Genomic DNA, 16,695 nt, shown 5'->3' with positions numbered 1-16,695 from the left:
GTGGTTTTCATCAGGCGTCTCAGTTCTTCGCGTCTTCGTCGACTTCGGAGAATTCGGCGTCGACCACCTCTTCCTCCGACGAGCTGTCCGAACCGGCGTCGCCGCCTTCCGGAGCATCCGAAGCGGCATTCGCCTGCTCCTGCTCGTAAATCGACTGGCCCATCTTCATCGCGCTCTGCGACAGGTCCTGGGCCTTGGCGTTGATGTCAGCTGCATCGTCGCCTTCGAGCGCAGTCTTGAGTGCAGCGACCTTCTCTTCGACTTCGCTCTTCAGCGATGCGTCGATCTTGTCGCCATGCTCTTCGAGCTGCTTCTCGGTGGCGTGGACGAGGCTGTCCGCCTGGTTACGGGCCTCCGCACCTTCGCGGCGCTTCTTGTCCTCGTCGGCAAACTTCTCGGCGTCCTGGACCATCTGTTCGATGTCGCTGTCCGAAAGACCGCCCGAAGCCTGGATGCGGATCTGCTGTTCCTTGCCCGTGCCCTTGTCCTTGGCCGACACGTTCACAATGCCGTTGGCGTCGATGTCGAAAGTGACCTCGATCTGTGGCACGCCGCGCGGTGCGGGCGGGATACCGACGAGGTCGAACTGGCCGAGCAGCTTGTTATCGCTCGCCATCTCGCGCTCGCCCTGGAACACGCGGATCGTCACCGCCTGCTGGTTGTCCTCGGCAGTCGAGTAGGTCTGGCTCTTCTTGGTCGGGATCGTCGTGTTACGATCAATCATCTTGGTCATGATGCCGCCAAGCGTTTCGATACCCAGCGAAAGCGGGGTCACGTCGAGCAGCAGCACGTCCTTCACGTCGCCCTGGAGAACGCCGGCCTGGATGGCAGCACCCATGGCAACGACTTCATCGGGGTTCACGCCGGTGTGCGGCTTCGAGCCGAAGAATTCCTCGACCGTTTCGCGGACCTTGGGCATGCGGGTCATACCGCCGACCATGATCACTTCGTCGATCTCGTCCTTCGAGACGCCGGCATCGGCCAGTGCCTTCTTGCACGGTTCGAGCGTGCGCTTGATCAGGTCGCCGACCATCTTTTCGAGGTCTGCGCGGCTGATCGTTTCCACGAGGTGGAGCGGAGTGGACGCGCCGCCTTCCATGCGGGCCGTGATGAAGGGCAGGTTCACTTCCGTAGTCTGCGCCGAGCTGAGCTCGATCTTCGCCTTTTCGGCGGCTTCCTTCAAGCGCTGCAGAGCGAGCTTGTCGGTCCGCAGGTCCATGTTTTCCTTCTTCTTGAATTGGTCGGCGAGGTATTCGACGATTGCGCTGTCGAAGTCTTCACCACCGAGGAAGGTGTCGCCATTGGTCGACTTCACTTCGAAGACGCCGTCACCGATCTCGAGGATCGAGATGTCGAACGTACCGCCGCCAAGGTCGTAAACGGCGATGGTTTTGCCGTCGTCCTTGTCGAGGCCATAGGCGAGCGCCGCTGCCGTCGGTTCGTTGATGATGCGCAGTACTTCGAGACCGGCGATCTGGCCGGCGTCCTTGGTTGCCTGTCGCTGGGCGTCGTTGAAGTAAGCCGGAACGGTGATGACCGCCTGCTTCACGTCTTCGCCGAGATAGCTTTCTGCGGTTTCCTTCATCTTCTGGAGGATGAAGGCCGAGATCTGCGAAGGGCTGTATTCCTCGCCACCAGCTTCGACCCATGCGTCGCCGTTCTTGCCCTTGACGATGTCATAGGGGACGAGATCCATGTCCTTCTTGGTCATCGGATCGTCGAAGCGGCGGCCGATGAGGCGCTTGATCGCGAACAGCGTGTTGTCGGGGTTGGTGACCGCCTGGCGCTTGGCAGGCTGGCCGATCAGGCGCTCGCTGTCCTTGGTGAAGGCGACGATCGAGGGCGTCGTACGCGCGCCTTCGGAATTCTCGATGACCTTGGGCTTGCCGCCGTCCATCACGGCGACACAGCTGTTGGTGGTGCCGAGGTCGATACCGATTACTTTGCTCATGGTTTCCCCATCTCTTACAGGTCGTTGGACGCCGCACAGCTGGTTTCCCGTATCTGGCAAAACCGATCGGCGGCTCGATAAAACGGTGTATTACATGGGCGATATAGGAGCGCTTTTCCTTGGCACAAGGGATGCACCACGCTAGTTTTTTCGCTCTGTCACGAGAGGGAAAATAACCAATGAAGAAGCCAATTTACGCTGCCATCCTGCTTGCCAGCGCCTCGCTTGGCCTTGCAGCTTGTGGTGGCGAAGCGGAAGAACCCGCAGAGGTCGCAGCCGAAGACACCATCGAGGGCGTGGAAATTTCCGATGCTCGCCTGATGCTCCCTCCTGTCGCGGGGAATCCGGCAGCCGTCTATTTCGAACTCGCCAACAACAGCGACCGCAATCTCGCGTTTCGCGGTGCCGAGGTCGAGCAGGCTGCGCGTGCAGAAGTTCACGACATGATGGAGTGGGACGGTAAAATGGTCATGGGCGAAGCGCCGCCCGTCATGGTGGAAACCGGAGGCTCGGTTTCGTTCGAGCCCGGCGGAAAGCACGTCATGGCCTTCGACCTGGCCGAGGGCTTCGCAGTAGGCGACACCACCAAGGTGACGCTGATTGCTGCTGGTGGCAGGCGTCATTCTTTCGAAGCGACCGCGCAGGCCGCGGGGGATGATCGCTGAACGATCTGCGCGATACACTCGGGGTCGAAAGCCACGATGAAGCCGTGCCGCCGGCATGTCCGGTGGGCGGCGACAGGCCACTGACCACGGCTGAAATCGCCCTCGCTCGCACCGTCTTCGGCGATGCGATCGACTATACGAAAGTCACGATCCGGCGGAGGAAATGGTTTCCATTCCAGCCCCGCCGGATCACCATGGCTCCCCGCGGCCACCTGCACTTCCATCCCAACTCGGAAAACTACTGCGACGATTTCTCGAAAGAGAGTGTGATCCGGCAGGGGCTTCTGATCCACGAACTCGTCCACGTCTGGCAGACGCAGACGAAGGGCAACTGGTATCTGGTCACCCATCGCATGCCCTGGGCACGCTATGACTATTCGCTCAAGCCGGGCTGGTCGCTCGACAGATATGGCATCGAGCAGCAGGCCGAGATCGTGAAACACGCCTTCTGGCTTCGCAACGGTGTGAAGATCGCGGGTGCGTCCGATCCAGCGGCATATGATCTCTTGGTGAATTTCCCGGGCGCCGCGCGCTGACGCTGCGGAATCCGCAGTTTTCCACTGCTCCCATTTGAGCAAACCGGTTTCAGTGGATACGAATGCAAGCATTGACCGGTCGGCCCAACCCGCGACCGGCGATGAGTCATCACAATGGAGCTTAAAGACTACGGTATGAGCCGCGAGCGCGGCTACCTTTCGCATTACGAGATCGACGAGATCACGCTTCCCGAGAAATTCGCACCGATCACAAAGGCCGCCGGCATCCTGTCAGGACTTCTGACCACCGGCCGCGTCCGTCACTTCCTCGACCAGTTGCCCGATCCAGGCATCGAAAACTGGGTCAAGGATGCACCCGAAGAAGAAGTCCGCACGGCGATGGTGCATTATTCCTTCATCGTACAGGCATATGTCTGGGGTGAAGCAGAACCGCCGCAGCAACTTCCTTCAAATCTCGGCCGCCCGATCTGCGCCCTTGCAGACCGCCTCGGCCAGGCACCCTTGCTGCCCTACTCGGGCTATGTGCTCGACAACTGGTACCGGCTCGACAAGTCGGGTCCGATCAGCCTCGAAAACGTGGTAATGCACCAGAACTTCATGGGTGGTGCAGACGAGAATTGGTTCGTGCTGGTCCACGTCGCCATCGAAGCTGAGGCCGGCGTCCTGCTCGACAATGCCGCCAAGCTGGTCACGATCGCGAGGGAAGGCGACGAGGCGGAAGCAACGCGTCTCCTGATTGAAATGGATCAGGCGTGGGAGCGTATCTACGGCCACTTCGCGCGCATGCCCGAGCAGTGCGATCCGTACATCTACTTCCATCGTGTACGTCCCTATATCCATGGCTGGGCGAACAACCCCGCGCTCGAAGGGGGCGGTCTCGTTTACGAGGGGATCGACAAGTTCGAAGGCAAGCCGCAGGCATTCCGCGGGCAGACCGGTTCGCAGTCATCAATCGTCCCGGCGATGGATGCGCTTTTCCAGGTCGGCCATAGCGATGATCCGCTCAAGAGCTTCCTCGACGAGCTGCACCACTATCGCCCGGTCGAGCATCGCCGCTTCATCGAAGATCTCGCCAAGCATTCGACGCTTCGTGATTTCGTGAGCGCGAGCGACAACCGTGAGCTCAAGGACGCGTTTAATGCCTGCCTCGAACAGGCTGCCCGCTTCCGTACGCGGCACCTCGAATATGCGGCCAGCTATATCAACAAGCAGGCAGGCTCGATCGCCGGGAACGATCCCGATGTGGGTACAGGCGGCACGCCCTTTATGAAGTACCTCAAGAAGCACCGCGACGAGAACCGCGCGCAAGTGCTTGTCTAGCTTTGAGGCGGGATTGCGCTGCTGACTGAGTGGCGCATTCATCATAAGGAAAGGTTCGCTCTCGGAAAAGCGCCCCGCAATTCGGGAGACATGCGATGAGAGCGACCTTTCCCATTTTCGCCCTGACAATCTCCCTGTTCTCGGGAGCTTCGGTCTTGAATGCGCAGGTTGATGTAGACCGTCAGGCGCTCGTCGAAACGGCCCTCGCCGAGGTTAGGGCAACACACCCCGCACTCTCTGTAGACCGGATCCAGTGTGTCGTTGACCAAGCCGCGATAGTGGCCACCAACGAGCGCGTCCTGTCGTACCCTTGCGAACTGCGCGATGTGGTGGAGGACGCAAGCGACGCTGCCATGCTCGTCAACCTTCTGCTTGTGGAACCGGTACAGGATGAACCCGGATATCAACCTCGGGAATCGATAATCGAGCGGGCCGCTGCTTTTGGTACGGCGGTAGTTGGCGCAGCCGTCGATAGCGGGCCTGACCCTAGGATAGTGGACCGCGCCAGGACTGGGGATACCACCGCCTCACCCGGTCTTGCCGCCTATGCTCCGGCTGGATCTCGCACCATCCGAGCCGAAGCCTCGAGGCTGAGACGGGAAGAGGAAATGCTTCGCAGTTCTGCGCGGACCGACGAGCGTGCGCGCGAGCGCGCAAGGGATGAGCGCGAGGAAGAGCGCATGCGCAGAGCCGAATATGCCTCGGTGACCAACTTCCTCGAATTGACCAATCTCCAGAAATTCTGTCCAGCGGACGGTCGCATGTTTCTCCGGCGGGCGAGCGAATATGCCACCAGCCCCATTCAAGAGGACAGAGTCTACGGCCTATGGGCAGACGACAAGCGGCACATTCTGGAGCCCTACCTCAATGACCTCTCGCGCTGCAGATAGGGTAGCTAGTTGTAAGTCACTCCGGGCAGGCCCTGCCCGCCATCGGCTATGAAGGCATCAATCCGCTCCTCGAGCGCGGGCAGCGGTACCGATCCAAGCGAAAGCACGACATCGTGGAACTTGCGGATGTCAAAGTCCTCGCCAAGCTCTGCTTCTGCCTTCGCCCGGACGCGACGCATGGTCATTTCGCCGAGCTTGTAAGCCAGTGCCTGCCCCGGCCAGCTGATGTAGCGATCGATCTCCGTCCCTACTTCCCGGTCCGACAGTGCCGTGTGGCTGGAGAGGTAATCGACCGCCTGTTCGCGGGTCCAGCCATAGTGGTGAAGACCGGTATCGATCACGAGCCGCGCGGCGCGCCACATTTCGTAGGATAGCTGGCCGAAACGCTCGTAGGGATTGCGGTAGATGCCCATCTCGTTGCCGAGATACTCGGTATAGAGCCCCCAGCCCTCGCCAAATCCGGAGAAATAGGTCTGGCGGCGGAAGCGCGGGGCAGCTTCTCGCTCGAGTGCGATGGCTGCCTGGAAGGAGTGCCCGGGCGCACACTCGTGCATGGTCAGCGCGGGAATGTTGTAGACCGGGCGCGACGGCAAATCGTGCGTGTTGATCTGGCAGAACTCGAGGCCGCCCCTGCCCGCTGTATAGAACGGCGCGATCGCCGGATCGACCGGGCGAAGGCCGTGCCGATAGCGGGGCAGGAAGCCGAAATACTCGCCCAGCTTGTCGTCGACGCGCTTGGCGGTGTAGGCAGCGACACCCATCAACTCGTCCGGCGTATCGGCCACGAATTGCGGATCGGTGCGCAGGAAGGTGATGAACTCTTCTAGGGTACCCTCGAAACCTGCGTCGGCTTTGGCCTTTTCCATCTCCGCCGTGATCCGCGCGACTTCGACGAGGCCGATCTTGTGGATCTCCTCAGCACTCAGGTCGAGCGTGGTGTACTGGCGGATCTGCTGAGCGTAGAATTCGGCGCCTTCAGGAAACTCGCTCGCGCCAAGGCTGGTTCGGGCGCGGGCCATGTACTCGCCCCGGAAGAAGGCAAGCCAGTCGGCATAGGCGGGCGTCACGCTGTCGCGGATGGCGGCCCGTCCGGCAGCTTTCAACCGCTCACGATCCTCGGCCGGAATGCTCTCCGGCATGTCCGCAAAAGGCCGCCAGAACGGGCTCTCTTCCGGATCGTCGACGACATAGGAGGCAATCGAAACGTCGCGACCTTCAAGGGTCACTCGGGGAACCGAAAAGCCGCGATCAAGTCCGGAACGCGCATTGGCGGTATGCTCCGCAAAATACCGCGGGATATCGTTCATCCGGCCGATGTAATTCTCGTAGTCCTCGACGCTGCCGAAACCGCGACTGCCTGCAAGATAGGACCAGAAGTTGCTGTCGCTGTTGAAGGGCATCTCCCACTCGGCAAAGCGGACATCGCCGATATTGCTCTCGAGCAGGGTGCGAAGGACGAGCGCATCGGTGGTCGCAGCGTCGGAAAGGCCTTCCTGCTCGAGCGCAGATAGCTGCTCCAGAAACTGTGCGTAACGGGCAGCGCGCGCGCGCTCGGACTCGGGCGTCACCGACCAGAGCCGGTCACCCTGCCGCGTGCCACCACCCTCGCCCTCGACAAAGCCGTATTGGGCGAGCTGATAGTCCTGGTAGCTGTCACCTAGCGCCGCCAGCTTCTCGTCCGCGCTTTCCTGCGCAGATAGCGGCATCGCAAATGCAGAGGCGGCGAGGACCGCCGCTCCGAGAATGGCTGTCCTCATCGTTCCTCTCCCAAACAGTCGATTATCAGTCCGGCTTCTTCGCCACGCCGACCATCGCGGGGCGCAGCAGGCGATCCTTGATCATGTAGCCAGCCTGCATTTCCTGCACGATGGTGCCGGGTTCTGCATCCTCGGTCGGGATCTCCATCATGGCCTGGTGCTGGTTCGGATCGAGCGGCATGCCCTTTGCGGCGATCCGCGTGATGCCGTTCTGGCTGAAGACCTTCTCCAGCTCGCGCTGCGTGGCCTCGATCCCGGCGATGAAGCCCTTAAGCTTCTCGTCCCCACGCTGTTCGGCGGGGATTGCGTCGAGTGCGCGGCCAAGGTTGTCGGCAACGCTGAGGATGTCGCGTGCAAAGCCGGTCGCGGCATAGTTGCGCGCATCCTGCACGTCCTTTTCCATGCGGCGCCGCACGTTCTGGGTCTCGGCGCGGGCATAGAGCGCATCCTGCTTGGCCGCTTCGAGATCGCCGCGCAGGCTTTCGAGAGCCTGTTCCAGAGCATCGTCCGCGTTGTCGGCTTCGTCTTCGCCGCCATCGTCACGCAGGTGCTCGGGCACGCCTTCCATCTCGCGCGCTACTTCTTCATCGACCGCGTTGTCCTGCGGTTCTTTCATCTTATCGTCGTTCACTGAGAAAACCCTGTCATCCAATTCGTTTGCCCAAGGAGCGGGCCGTGAAGTCCACCATGGGGACGACACGCGCGTAATTCAACCGAGTCGGGCCGATCACGCCCAGCACGCCGACCACTTTTCCATCGCGGTCGCGATAGGGCGAGGCAATGACCGAAGAGCCCGAAAGCGAGAAGAGACGGTTCTCGCTGCCGATGAAGATCCGCATGGCCTCGGCCTCGCGTGCGCTCTCGAGAAGGCTGGAGACCGATTGCTTGTTTTCCAGGTCATCGAGGAGCGAACGCACCCGCTCGATATCCGACAGCGCAGTCTCGTCGAGGAGGTTCGCCTGACCGCGTACGATCAGGACGGGCCGGTTGGAGGCATCCTCCGTCCAAGTCGCAAGTCCGCGGGCCACGAGATCGCGACTGGCCTCGTCAAGCGCGCTTCGACCGCTGGCGATTTCCTGTTCGACCAGTCGTGCCGCCTCGGCCAACGTGTGGCCCTCGGCCTTGGCCGTGAGGAAATTGCTTGCCTGTTCTAGCGAGGTGCCGAGAGCCTCTGCAGGAAGCGCAAGGATGCGGTTCTCGACATTGCCGTCTTCGCCTACGAGCACGGCCAGCACGCGATTTGCATCGAGAGCCGTCAGCGAGACCTGCGCAAGGCGTGGCTCGCGGCGCGGGACCATGACCATTCCGGCAGCACCCGAAAGATCGGAGAGCAAGGCGCTGGTTTGTTCGAGCGCGCGTTCGATCGGTCCGGGCTCGCCGATCCGCTGTTCGATCGCCGCACGCTCCTGCGCGGTGGGCTCTGCCACCTGCATCATCGCGTCAACGAAGAGGCGCAGCCCGCTGTCTGTCGGCATACGGCCTGCGCTCGTATGCGGCGCAGCAAGGAGCCCGCGTTGTTCCAGCTCCGCGAGCACGGAGCGGATCGAGGCGGGCGAGAGGTTCACCCCGCCCTCGCCCGCAAGTGCTTTCGACCCCACCGGAGAGCCGCTTTCGAGATAACCTTCCACCACGAGGCGGAAGATTTCGCGGGCGCGGTCTGACAAATCGGTGAGCGGCGAGGAATTCATGTGTCCTATCTAGCCACTCCCCTTGCGGCCTCAAGGGGCTTGGTCCTAATCCGCTCACCAGAGATCTCGACTGCATTGGAGACATTGATGCGACCTTCAGGACGCGCGCCCGACGAAATGCGCGCCATCACCATCGAGACCGGATACACGAAACACGCCGAGGGCAGCTGCCTGATCAGCTTCGGAGAGACCCGCGTTTTGTGCACCGCCAGCGTCGAAGAACGCATTCCGCCGTGGCTGCGCGGCAAGGGCGAAGGCTGGGTTACCGGTGAATACTCGATGCTCCCGCGCGCGACGCACACCCGCGGCCAGCGCGAAGCTGCCAAGGGCAAGCAGAGCGGCAGAACTCAGGAAATCCAGCGCCTTATCGGGCGTAGTTTGCGCGCTGTCGTGGATATGAAGAAGCTCGGCGAACGCCAGATTACGCTCGATTGCGACGTCATTCAGGCAGATGGCGGCACGCGCACAGCCTCGATTTCGGGCGCATGGGTCGCGCTGCGCCTCGCGGTGAACGGCCTGATGAAGTCGGGCGACATCGTCGAGGATCCGATCACCGCAAAAGTCGCGGCGATTTCCTGCGGGATTTACAACGGCACCCCGGTGCTCGACCTCGACTACCCTGAGGACAGCAACGCCGATGCCGATGCCAACTTCGTGCTGATCGAAGGCGGCAAGATCGCCGAGGCACAGGCTACGGCCGAAGGCGCTCCCTACGACGAGGAAGCCTTCCTGCGACTTCTGCGCCTCGCGCAGATGGGCTGCGCGGACATCTTCCGCGCGCAGGACGAGGCGACCCGCGCATGACACGACGCATCGGTTCGGGCAGCCTCGTGATCGCCACGCATAACGAGGGCAAGCTCAAGGAGATTTCCGCGCTGCTTGCCCCTTATGGCGTCAAGTGCATCTCCGCAGGTTCGTTGGGCCTGCCCGAACCGGCGGAAACTGGCACGACCTTCGTCGAGAACGCCCTCATCAAGGCACGAGCGGCGGCGGAGGCTTCAGGCCTCCCTGCCCTTGCCGACGATAGCGGTTTGTCAGTTGATGCTCTGGAAGGCCGCCCGGGTGTCTACACGGCGGACTGGGCCGAACGGCAGTGGTTCGAAGGCGATCCGGGGCGCGATTGGTATATGGCCATGGGCAAGGTCGAGGGGATGCTCCAACAGAAAGGCGCGGACGTCGACCGCTCCTGCGCCTTCCATTGCGTGCTGGCGATCGCCTGGCCGGATGGAGAGCAGGCGGTTTACGAAGGCACCGCACCAGGGACGCTGACCTGGCCACCACGCGGCGAAATGGGCTTCGGTTATGATCCGGTCTTCGTAGCCAAGGGTCGCGAGCAGACCTTTGCTGAGATCGATCCGGAAGAGAAGCACGCCATCAGCCACCGGGCCGATGCATTTGCCAAGCTCACTGCAGAGCAGTTCGGCTAATCAGTAAGCCTTCTGGCCCCAGACGTTTCCTGCAGGCCAGTAGCGGCAGACCAGCACATCCCAGCCCCCGTCGGTGACCACCGAGCAGCCGACCTCCTGCGTGTCGCGCCAGACGATCTGCGTGTAATGCGCGACATCGGCCCATTTCCCCGTGGTCGAAATCTCGGGGAAGTTACCGTGCCGGTACATGCGCTTTTCGTCGATCATCATCTTCAGGCCGCTCAGAACGTCCCATTGACCGGCGCTGCCCATCCAGAGGTTCTCGCCAGTGCCGTTGCGGCGCTTATTGTCGGCATGTTCGAGCCTGCCCTTGCGCGCGAGTTCGCGGCCCCAGTCACCGGCCTCGCGCTCCAGTGCGCGGTTCCACTTGAGTCGCGGCAAGCCAAGGCTTTCCCGCTCGCGATTGTGGGCATCAAGCAGCCGGACCGCGAGCCGGTCGCTCATGCGATTGTCGTAATATGCCTGCTCGGCGCCGCTCTCTCGCGCGCTTGCGGAAACGGCAACACCCGTGGCAGAGAGCGCAGCCAATCCGGCCAGCGCAGCGATGATGATTTTCGACCCGTCCATGCAGCGCTATAGAACAAACTCCCGCTTAATTTGACGTGAAGGCAGACCTTGGCGCGATCGCTTTACATCCACTGGCCATTCTGCCTCGCGAAATGCCCCTATTGCGACTTCAACAGCCACGTCCGCGATCGAACGGACATGGCCGCTTGGGAGGCTGCGTTGCTTGCCGACATGCGAGCGGATCACGCAGCTGCCGACAGCCTAGAGCCGCTCGCCAGCATCTTCTTCGGCGGGGGAACGCCATCGCTAATGCCGCCTGCCCTCGTGGCGTTATTGTTGAAAGAGGCCGAGCGCCTGTGGGGCTTTGCACCCGAGATCGAGATCACGCTGGAGGGTAACCCCTCCTCGGTAGAAGCGGCAAACTTCGCACACCTCGCGAGCGCGGGTATCAACCGCGTGTCGCTCGGCGTGCAGAGCTTGCACGACGATGTGCTTAAATTCCTAGGGCGCCTTCATGGGGCGCAAGAAGCCCTCGACGCGGTTGCGATCGCGCAGAAGCATTTCGCACGTGTCTCGATCGACCTCATCTATGCCCGTCCCGACCAGACGCCCGAGGATTGGCGGCAGGAGCTGGCCGAGGCGCTGGCACTCGGCACCTCGCACATGTCGCTCTACCAGTTGACGATCGAACCGACGACGCGCTTCGCCACCGATGTGAGGCGCGGTGTGTTCGATCCGCTCGATGACGATCCGGCCGCCGATCTCTTCGCCCTCACGCGCGAAATGACGGCCGCCGCAGGCCTGCCCGCCTACGAGATCAGCAATCACGCCCGTGCCGGTGAAGAAAGCAGGCACAACCTCACCTACTGGCGCTATCTAGATTATCACGGCATCGGCCCGGGTGCGCATGGGCGACGTGACGGGATTGCGACCCTGCGGCACAAGAAGCCTGAAAACTTCCTCGCCGCTATCGGCAAGCAGGGAGACGGCATCGTCGAAGCCCGGCCACTTGGCAGACGCGAACAAGCCTCCGAGGCCTTGCTTATGGGCCTTCGGCTGACAGAAGGCGTCGATCTGGGCGGCATATCGCGAAGGTTCGGCATCCCCGCCGGGCAGCTCGTGGACGCGAAAAAGCGCGACCTCTACTGCGGGCTCGGCCTCACTTGGCAAGATGGCGAGCGTTTCGGCGTCACCGATGCCGGAATGCCCTTGCTCGACGCGCTGCTCGGCGAACTGGTGCCTGCGGAACTGGTGAGCAGTTGAGCCGCGCCGATATCCTCCGGGCCTGGCACGACCACCTCTCGCTCGGCCTCAGGCGTTCGCCACATACGGTGCGCGCCTATCACAAGGCGGCCGAGCGGCTACTGAGTCGGCTGGATATCGAGACATTCGACGCGGTGGCGGCCCTTCCGGCCGGCAAGCTGCGCACACATCTCGCCGCGCGGCGGGCTGACGGCCTGACGAACGCATCGGCCGCGCGCGAGCTCTCGGCGCTCAAGGGGTTCATCAGCTTTGCCAAGGTGCAGGCCGGCCACGAGGTGACCGAACCGCCGCGGCTGCGCGGACCGCGCTTGAAGAAAGGGCTGCCCCGCCCCGTCTCACCCGATGATGCCATGGGGCTTGCAGAGACGGTAGAGGCGCTTGCGGCCGACGGCTGGATCGGCGCTCGCGATCGCGCCGTCCTGCTGCTCCTGTACGGTGCCGGCATGCGTATTTCGGAAGCCCTGTCGCTTGACGGGAGCGTGCTGCCTCTTGGCGAGACGCTGACCGTCACCGGCAAGGGCAACAAGCAGAGGGTCGTGCCAATCGTCCCGCTTATACGTGAGGCGCTCGACGACTATGTGCGCAAGTCGCCCTGGACGTTCGGACCGCAGGATCCGCTCTTTCGAGGGGTCAAGGGCGGGCCGCTGTCACAGGGCGTGGTTCAGAAAGCGACCGCGCGCGCCCGGCGGGCGCTCGGCCTTCCCGATACCGCCACCCCGCACGCCTTGCGCCACAGTTTCGCAACGCATCTGCTGGGGGCGGGAGCCGATCTGCGCAGCCTGCAGGAATTGCTCGGCCATGCGAGCCTGGGGTCGACACAGATTTACACGAAGGTCGATGCAGCGAGCCTGCTCGACACCTATCGCAATGCCCACCCGCGAGAGCGCGAAGACTAGGCTGGCTTGGGTTTCCTGACCACAGCAATCAGAGCGCACAGGACAATACCGACGATCAGGAGCCAGATCTTCGGATTGATCGTCACGTAATTCACGAAAAGCGCAGCGTGCATCGCAAGGTAGAGAGCGATCAGCTTCACGCCCCAGCTCTTCCGTCGCAAAGCCCCGATTGCACCGGTCGTCACGACGAGCCCCATCGCGACGATATAGACCAAATAGGTGTGAAGGTTGAAAGCGTAGAGGCTTCTTTCTGCATTCAAGGCGAGAAACTCGCTCGTGTCGGTGATCGCTGCAGCGAATTCCGTATAATCAACATAGTTCATGGTCTGGGCCAGCATTCCGCTTCCCACGACCACACGAATGATCCCGAATACCAGGAAACCGATGCACGCAAGCAAGGCCAGAATTCGGGTGAAACCATTGTCGATGTTCACAGCTTGCTCTCGATAGCGTCCCAGATGCGCCCTGGTGTGTCGGTTCCGTTGAATTTGTCGATTGCTACGATGCCGGTTGGCGAGGTGACGTTGATCTCGGTGAGCCACTTGCCGCCGATGACGTCGATGCCGACGAAAACGAGGCCACGACGCTTGAGTTCGGGCCCCATAGCTTCACAAATCTCCTGCTCGCGATCGGTGAGTGTCGCTGCCTCGGCATAGCCGCCCTGCGCGAGATCTCGAACGAAACTCACCTTCGCCCGGGAAGCGGTTGATTGCGCCTGCAAATTCCCCGTCGACCAGCACGATCCGCTTGTCGCCTTCGGCAACCTCTGGAAGGAACGGCTGGATCATGTGCGGCTCGGGCCAGGTCTGGTCGAAGACCTCGCTCAGCGCGGAAAGATTGGTACCCTTTTCGTCGAGGCGGAAAATGGCCTTCCCGCCATTGCCGTGCAGCGGCTTGATTACGACCGAACCGTGCTTGCGCTGGAAGGCGCGCAGATCGTCGAGATGCCGCGCGATCATCGTGGGCGGCATGAAACGCGAATAGTCGAGGACGAACATCTTTTCCGGTGCGTTCACGACTTCACGCGGGTCGTTCACAACCAGTGTCGTGCCATTCAGGCGGTCGAGCAGGAATGCGGCGCTGATATACCCGAGGTGGAACGGCGGATCCTGCCGCATCAGGATGACGTCGATATCCTTCGCAAGGTCGATCCTGCGGCGCTCGCCGGCGGTGAAATGGTCGCCCTCCACGCGCTGCACGGTGACCGGAGCAGCGTGAGCGGTGATCTTGCCCGAGGGAGTCCCGTCACTTTCCCACGCGATGCTGCCGACGTCATAGTGCCAGACTTCGTGACCCCGCTCCTGCGCAGAGAGCATCAGGGCAAAGGAACTGTCGCCCGCGATATTGATGCTTTCGAGCGGGTCCATCTGGACGGCGACGCGTATCGGCATGGATATTCCTTCAGGGTTGCCAGGCATTGGCGATGTGGCGAGGGAACGCGCCAGGCGCAAGGAGGATCACGTCCACCCGGATGTCCTCGCCCTCCCCGGCATAGCGATGAGCAACCGCTTCAGCGGCCGCTGCGACCCGCGAAAGACGATGCTGGTCGATCGCGTGATCGAGTTCCTCGCGCTTGCGGCGCCATTTAACCTCGACGAAAGCAACCAGCTTTCCGCGCTTGGCGATGAGATCAATCTCGCCCGCAGGGGTTTTCACCCGCTCGTCGAGTATCTGCCAGCCCTTGGCGCGAAGCCAGAAAGCGGCGCGGCGTTCACCGTCGCGGCCGCTGCGCTCTGCAAGCTGGCGCTTCATTCGGCCTTGATCTCCATCGCGCGGGCATAAAGCGTCTTGCGGTCGAGACCGGTCGCCTTCGCGACATGCGCGGCGGCCTGGCTCGTCTTCATCGTGGCCAGTGCCTCGCGCAGCATGGCCTCGGCATCCGCATCGCTAGGCACCTCTTCGGCCGGTGGGCCGACCAGCAGGACGATCTCGCCCTTTGGCGGATTGGCCTCGTAATAGGCGAGCAATCCGTCCGAGAGGCCACGGCGACACTCCTCGTGCAGCTTGGTGAGCTCGCGCGCGACTGCGATCTCCCGTTCGGGCATGACCTGGCCGAGCGCGACAAGTGACTTCAGCAGGCGCGGCCCGGTCTCGTAGAAGATCAGCGTCGCATGGATCTGAGCAAGCTCTTCAAGCGTCTCGCGCCGCGCCTTGTCCTTGGCGGGCAGGAAGCCTGCGAAGAGGAAACGGTCGTTGGGAAGGCCCGAGAGCGTCAGGCCGACCACCGCCGCACAGGCCCCGGGAAGGCTCGTCACCGGGATGCCCTCGAGCCGGCAATCGTTGACGAGGCGATAGCCGGGATCGGAAATCATCGGCGTTCCCGCATCGGTCACCAGCGCCACAGCCTTTTCTCGCATCGACTCGACGAGCCTTTGCCGGTCGCGAAGTTCGCTATGGTCATCGTACCGCCACATGGGCTTGGAAATGCCCAGATGCTTCAGCAGCTTGCCCGTAACCCGCGTGTCCTCGCAGGCCACGCCATCGCAGCGCTTCAGGATATCGGCGGCCCGAAACGTAATATCGCCGAGATTCCCGATAGGGGTGGCGACAAGATAAAGACCGGGTGTAAGGCGGTCCGAAAGGGAAGGCGCTTTGTCGCTCACCTTCCTTCCATGAACTACCAATGAGGGACGCGGCAAGATGAAGCGCGCATTTGTGAACCGGCGTAATCTAATGGTGGCAGCAGGCGCAGTCCTGCTGTCGGGTTGTTCTATCATCCCGAAGACGGCGGATACGCCCACTTCGGGCACTCCCACGCCGGAACCGAGCGCGACCGCCCTCCCTGAAGACGAAGCGCGGCACCGCGTCGCCCTGCTCGTTCCCTTGTCGGGCCAGAACGGCGAAGTCGGTCAGTCGATCGCCAATGCGACGACCATGGCGATTCTCGACACCGGTGCCGACAACCTGCGCATCACCACATATGACACCGCGCAGGGCCCGCAGTCGGCGGCACGCCGCGCTCTGGCAGACGGCAACAAGCTGATCCTCGGCCCGCTGCTCGGCAGCAATGTCGTCTCGGTCCGCGCCGAGACCGAGGGCACAGCAGTCCCGATCATCAGTTTCTCGAACGACACCACGATTGCAGGCCCGGGCGTGTTCGTGATGGGTCACATTCCCGAACAGTCGATTGCCCGCAGCGTACAGTATGCACGTAGCCAGGGATCGAGCGGGTTCGCGATCCTCGCGCCCGACGGCGACTACGGCAACCGCGCCGAGGCAGCTCTCCGCAATGCTCTGTCCGAATATGGCGGTCGATATGTGACCGGCGAACGTTATGCCCGTACTAACACCTCGGTGGTCAGCGCTGCCGGGCGACTGAAGCAGCGCGGCGGCTTCGACACCGTACTCATCGCCGATGGTGGCAGCAACTCGATCCGGGGCGCCGGAGCGGTCAACTCCGATGGCCTCCAGATCCTCGGTACCGAACGATGGAGCGGCGATAGCGCCGTCCTGCGGTCCTCCTCGCTGAGGGGCGCGCTTTTCTCCGCCGTGACCGACAGTCGCTACGGCGGTTTCGTCAACAGCTACGAAGAGCGCTTCGGCGGCCAGCCTTACCGCGTCGCAACGCTTGGCTACGATGCCGTCCTGCTCACCCTGCGCGCGACGCGCGACTGGCGCGTGGGCCGCGATTTTCCCCTGAACCTGCTCTATCAGGCAGGCGGCTTCGACGGCATGGACGGTCCTTTCCGTTTCCAGCGTAACGGGGTCGTCGAACGTGCGATGGAAGTGCGCGAAGTGCAGAGCGGGGACGTTTCGGTCGTATCGGCTGCACCGGCAGGCTTCTGACAGGCGGATAACGTCACGCGCCTTCTTGTGCGCGGGAATTTGCACGCG

Annotated in this window: 17 protein-coding genes and 1 pseudogene; 9 read left to right on the top strand and 9 right to left on the bottom strand. The window is 62.4% G+C overall.

The features are described 5' to 3' along the window. Positions 1 to 19 precede the first annotated feature (19 nt). Entirely contained in the window at positions 20 to 1,951 is a 1,932-nt protein-coding gene (gene dnaK, locus ACZ1G8_RS12885) for a molecular chaperone DnaK (RefSeq protein ID WP_472679734.1), read from the bottom strand. A gap of 179 nt (positions 1,952 to 2,130) precedes the next feature. Between dnaK and ACZ1G8_RS12880 the strand changes: the two genes are divergently transcribed. The 4 genes from ACZ1G8_RS12880 (at position 2,131) to ACZ1G8_RS12865 (ending at position 5,323) form a co-directional block, all read left to right on the top strand. Further along, entirely contained in the window at positions 2,131 to 2,616 is a 486-nt protein-coding gene (locus tag ACZ1G8_RS12880) for a copper chaperone PCu(A)C (protein ID WP_472679733.1), read from the top strand. A gap of 44 nt (positions 2,617 to 2,660) precedes the next feature. Further along, entirely contained in the window at positions 2,661 to 3,152 is a 492-nt protein-coding gene (locus ACZ1G8_RS12875) for a vgr related protein (RefSeq protein ID WP_472679732.1), read from the top strand. Between the two features lie 114 nt (positions 3,153 to 3,266). After that, on the top strand, positions 3,267 to 4,433 hold the full coding sequence (locus ACZ1G8_RS12870; protein WP_472679731.1) for a PrnB family protein: 1,167 nt from the start codon (positions 3,267 to 3,269) through the stop codon (positions 4,431 to 4,433). 95 nt (positions 4,434 to 4,528) lie between these two features. Continuing rightward, positions 4,529 to 5,323, top strand: a complete 795-nt coding sequence (locus tag ACZ1G8_RS12865) for a hypothetical protein (RefSeq protein WP_472679730.1) — start codon at positions 4,529 to 4,531, stop codon at positions 5,321 to 5,323. 5 nt (positions 5,324 to 5,328) lie between these two features. Here the strand turns inward: ACZ1G8_RS12865 and ACZ1G8_RS12860 are convergent, their stop codons facing one another. Genes ACZ1G8_RS12860 through hrcA form a run of 3 tightly spaced genes read right to left on the bottom strand, consistent with a single transcriptional unit; the run spans position 5,329 to position 8,768 of the window. Further along, a complete protein-coding gene (locus tag ACZ1G8_RS12860; RefSeq protein ID WP_472679729.1) occupies positions 5,329 to 7,080 on the bottom strand; it encodes a DUF885 domain-containing protein in 1,752 nt (583 codons plus the stop codon). A gap of 25 nt (positions 7,081 to 7,105) precedes the next feature. Next, on the bottom strand, positions 7,106 to 7,696 hold the full coding sequence (grpE, locus tag ACZ1G8_RS12855) for a nucleotide exchange factor GrpE (protein ID WP_472681258.1): 591 nt from the start codon (positions 7,694 to 7,696) through the stop codon (positions 7,106 to 7,108). Positions 7,697 to 7,724: 28 nt separating this feature from the next. Beyond that, complete coding sequence (gene hrcA / locus ACZ1G8_RS12850; protein ID WP_472679728.1) at positions 7,725 to 8,768, bottom strand: heat-inducible transcriptional repressor HrcA; 1,044 nt, start codon at positions 8,766 to 8,768, stop codon at positions 7,725 to 7,727. Positions 8,769 to 8,855: 87 nt separating this feature from the next. On the opposite strand from hrcA, the gene rph reads away from it, so the two are divergent. Together rph and rdgB are read left to right on the top strand one after the other, a co-directional pair. Then, on the top strand, positions 8,856 to 9,572 hold the full coding sequence (rph, locus tag ACZ1G8_RS12845; protein WP_221428473.1) for a ribonuclease PH: 717 nt from the start codon (positions 8,856 to 8,858) through the stop codon (positions 9,570 to 9,572). Beyond that, positions 9,569 to 10,195, top strand: coding sequence for an RdgB/HAM1 family non-canonical purine NTP pyrophosphatase (rdgB, locus tag ACZ1G8_RS12840; protein WP_472679727.1), 627 nt, complete (start codon positions 9,569 to 9,571; stop codon positions 10,193 to 10,195). Before rph ends, rdgB begins: the two co-directional genes overlap by 4 nt. On the opposite strand, the gene ACZ1G8_RS12835 is transcribed toward rdgB, so the two are convergent. Further along, the gene (locus tag ACZ1G8_RS12835) at positions 10,196 to 10,762 is read right to left on the bottom strand and encodes a CAP domain-containing protein (RefSeq protein ID WP_472679726.1); all 567 of its coding nucleotides are present in this window, start codon (positions 10,760 to 10,762) and stop codon (positions 10,196 to 10,198) included. Between the two features lie 48 nt (positions 10,763 to 10,810). Between ACZ1G8_RS12835 and hemW the strand changes: the two genes are divergently transcribed. Together hemW and ACZ1G8_RS12825 are read left to right on the top strand one after the other, a co-directional pair. Next, entirely contained in the window at positions 10,811 to 11,965 is a 1,155-nt protein-coding gene (hemW, locus tag ACZ1G8_RS12830; protein WP_472679725.1) for a radical SAM family heme chaperone HemW, read from the top strand. Next, positions 11,962 to 12,861 (top strand): tyrosine recombinase XerC, encoded by a 900-nt coding sequence (locus tag ACZ1G8_RS12825; RefSeq protein WP_472679724.1) that lies wholly within the window; start codon positions 11,962 to 11,964, stop codon positions 12,859 to 12,861. The genes hemW and ACZ1G8_RS12825 overlap by 4 nt, the downstream gene beginning before the upstream one ends. Here ACZ1G8_RS12825 and ACZ1G8_RS12820 read toward each other — a convergent pair. The 4 genes and pseudogenes from ACZ1G8_RS12820 to rsmI form a co-directional block, all read right to left on the bottom strand. Next, positions 12,858 to 13,295, bottom strand: coding sequence for a hypothetical protein (locus ACZ1G8_RS12820; protein ID WP_472679723.1), 438 nt, complete (start codon positions 13,293 to 13,295; stop codon positions 12,858 to 12,860). The two genes, ACZ1G8_RS12825 and ACZ1G8_RS12820, sit on opposite strands and share 4 nt — an antisense overlap. Continuing rightward, positions 13,292 to 14,252: pseudogene (gshB, locus tag ACZ1G8_RS12815) on the bottom strand (glutathione synthase). Before gshB ends, ACZ1G8_RS12820 begins: the two are co-directional and overlap by 4 nt. A gap of 10 nt (positions 14,253 to 14,262) precedes the next feature. Continuing rightward, complete coding sequence (locus ACZ1G8_RS12810) at positions 14,263 to 14,613, bottom strand: YraN family protein (RefSeq protein WP_472679722.1); 351 nt, start codon at positions 14,611 to 14,613, stop codon at positions 14,263 to 14,265. After that, on the bottom strand, positions 14,610 to 15,464 hold the full coding sequence (gene rsmI / locus ACZ1G8_RS12805) for a 16S rRNA (cytidine(1402)-2'-O)-methyltransferase (protein ID WP_472679721.1): 855 nt from the start codon (positions 15,462 to 15,464) through the stop codon (positions 14,610 to 14,612). The genes ACZ1G8_RS12810 and rsmI overlap by 4 nt, the downstream gene beginning before the upstream one ends. 37 nt (positions 15,465 to 15,501) lie before the next feature. On the opposite strand from rsmI, the gene ACZ1G8_RS12800 reads away from it, so the two are divergent. Next, positions 15,502 to 16,647: a penicillin-binding protein activator gene (locus ACZ1G8_RS12800; protein WP_472679720.1), complete on the top strand. Its 1,146-nt coding sequence runs from the start codon at positions 15,502 to 15,504 to the stop codon at positions 16,645 to 16,647. Positions 16,648 to 16,695: the final 48 nt, after the last annotated feature.

Source organism: Qipengyuania sp. BR81-2 (assembly GCF_055693895.1).
Note: the sequence above shows the minus strand (reverse complement) of the source record. Positions and strands in the feature narration are given on the sequence as shown.

Bases quoted from the DNA above. Each gene is read 5' to 3' on its own strand.
- dnaK (WP_472679734.1), bottom strand. From the start codon at position 1,951: ATGAGCAAAGTAATCGGTATCGACCTCGGCACCACCAACAGCTGTGTC.
- ACZ1G8_RS12880 (WP_472679733.1), top strand. From the start codon at position 2,131: ATGAAGAAGCCAATTTACGCTGCCATCCTGCTTGCCAGCGCCTCGCTT.
- ACZ1G8_RS12870 (WP_472679731.1), top strand. From the start codon at position 3,267: ATGGAGCTTAAAGACTACGGTATGAGCCGCGAGCGCGGCTACCTTTCG.
- ACZ1G8_RS12865 (WP_472679730.1), top strand. From the start codon at position 4,529: ATGAGAGCGACCTTTCCCATTTTCGCCCTGACAATCTCCCTGTTCTCG.
- ACZ1G8_RS12860 (WP_472679729.1), bottom strand. From the start codon at position 7,080: ATGAGGACAGCCATTCTCGGAGCGGCGGTCCTCGCCGCCTCTGCATTT.
- grpE (WP_472681258.1), bottom strand. From the start codon at position 7,696: ATGAAAGAACCGCAGGACAACGCGGTCGATGAAGAAGTAGCGCGCGAG.
- hrcA (WP_472679728.1), bottom strand. From the start codon at position 8,768: ATGAATTCCTCGCCGCTCACCGATTTGTCAGACCGCGCCCGCGAAATC.
- rph (WP_221428473.1), top strand. From the start codon at position 8,856: ATGCGACCTTCAGGACGCGCGCCCGACGAAATGCGCGCCATCACCATC.
- rdgB (WP_472679727.1), top strand. From the start codon at position 9,569: ATGACACGACGCATCGGTTCGGGCAGCCTCGTGATCGCCACGCATAAC.
- ACZ1G8_RS12835 (WP_472679726.1), bottom strand. From the start codon at position 10,762: ATGGACGGGTCGAAAATCATCATCGCTGCGCTGGCCGGATTGGCTGCG.
- ACZ1G8_RS12810 (WP_472679722.1), bottom strand. From the start codon at position 14,613: ATGAAGCGCCAGCTTGCAGAGCGCAGCGGCCGCGACGGTGAACGCCGC.
- ACZ1G8_RS12800 (WP_472679720.1), top strand. From the start codon at position 15,502: ATGAAGCGCGCATTTGTGAACCGGCGTAATCTAATGGTGGCAGCAGGC.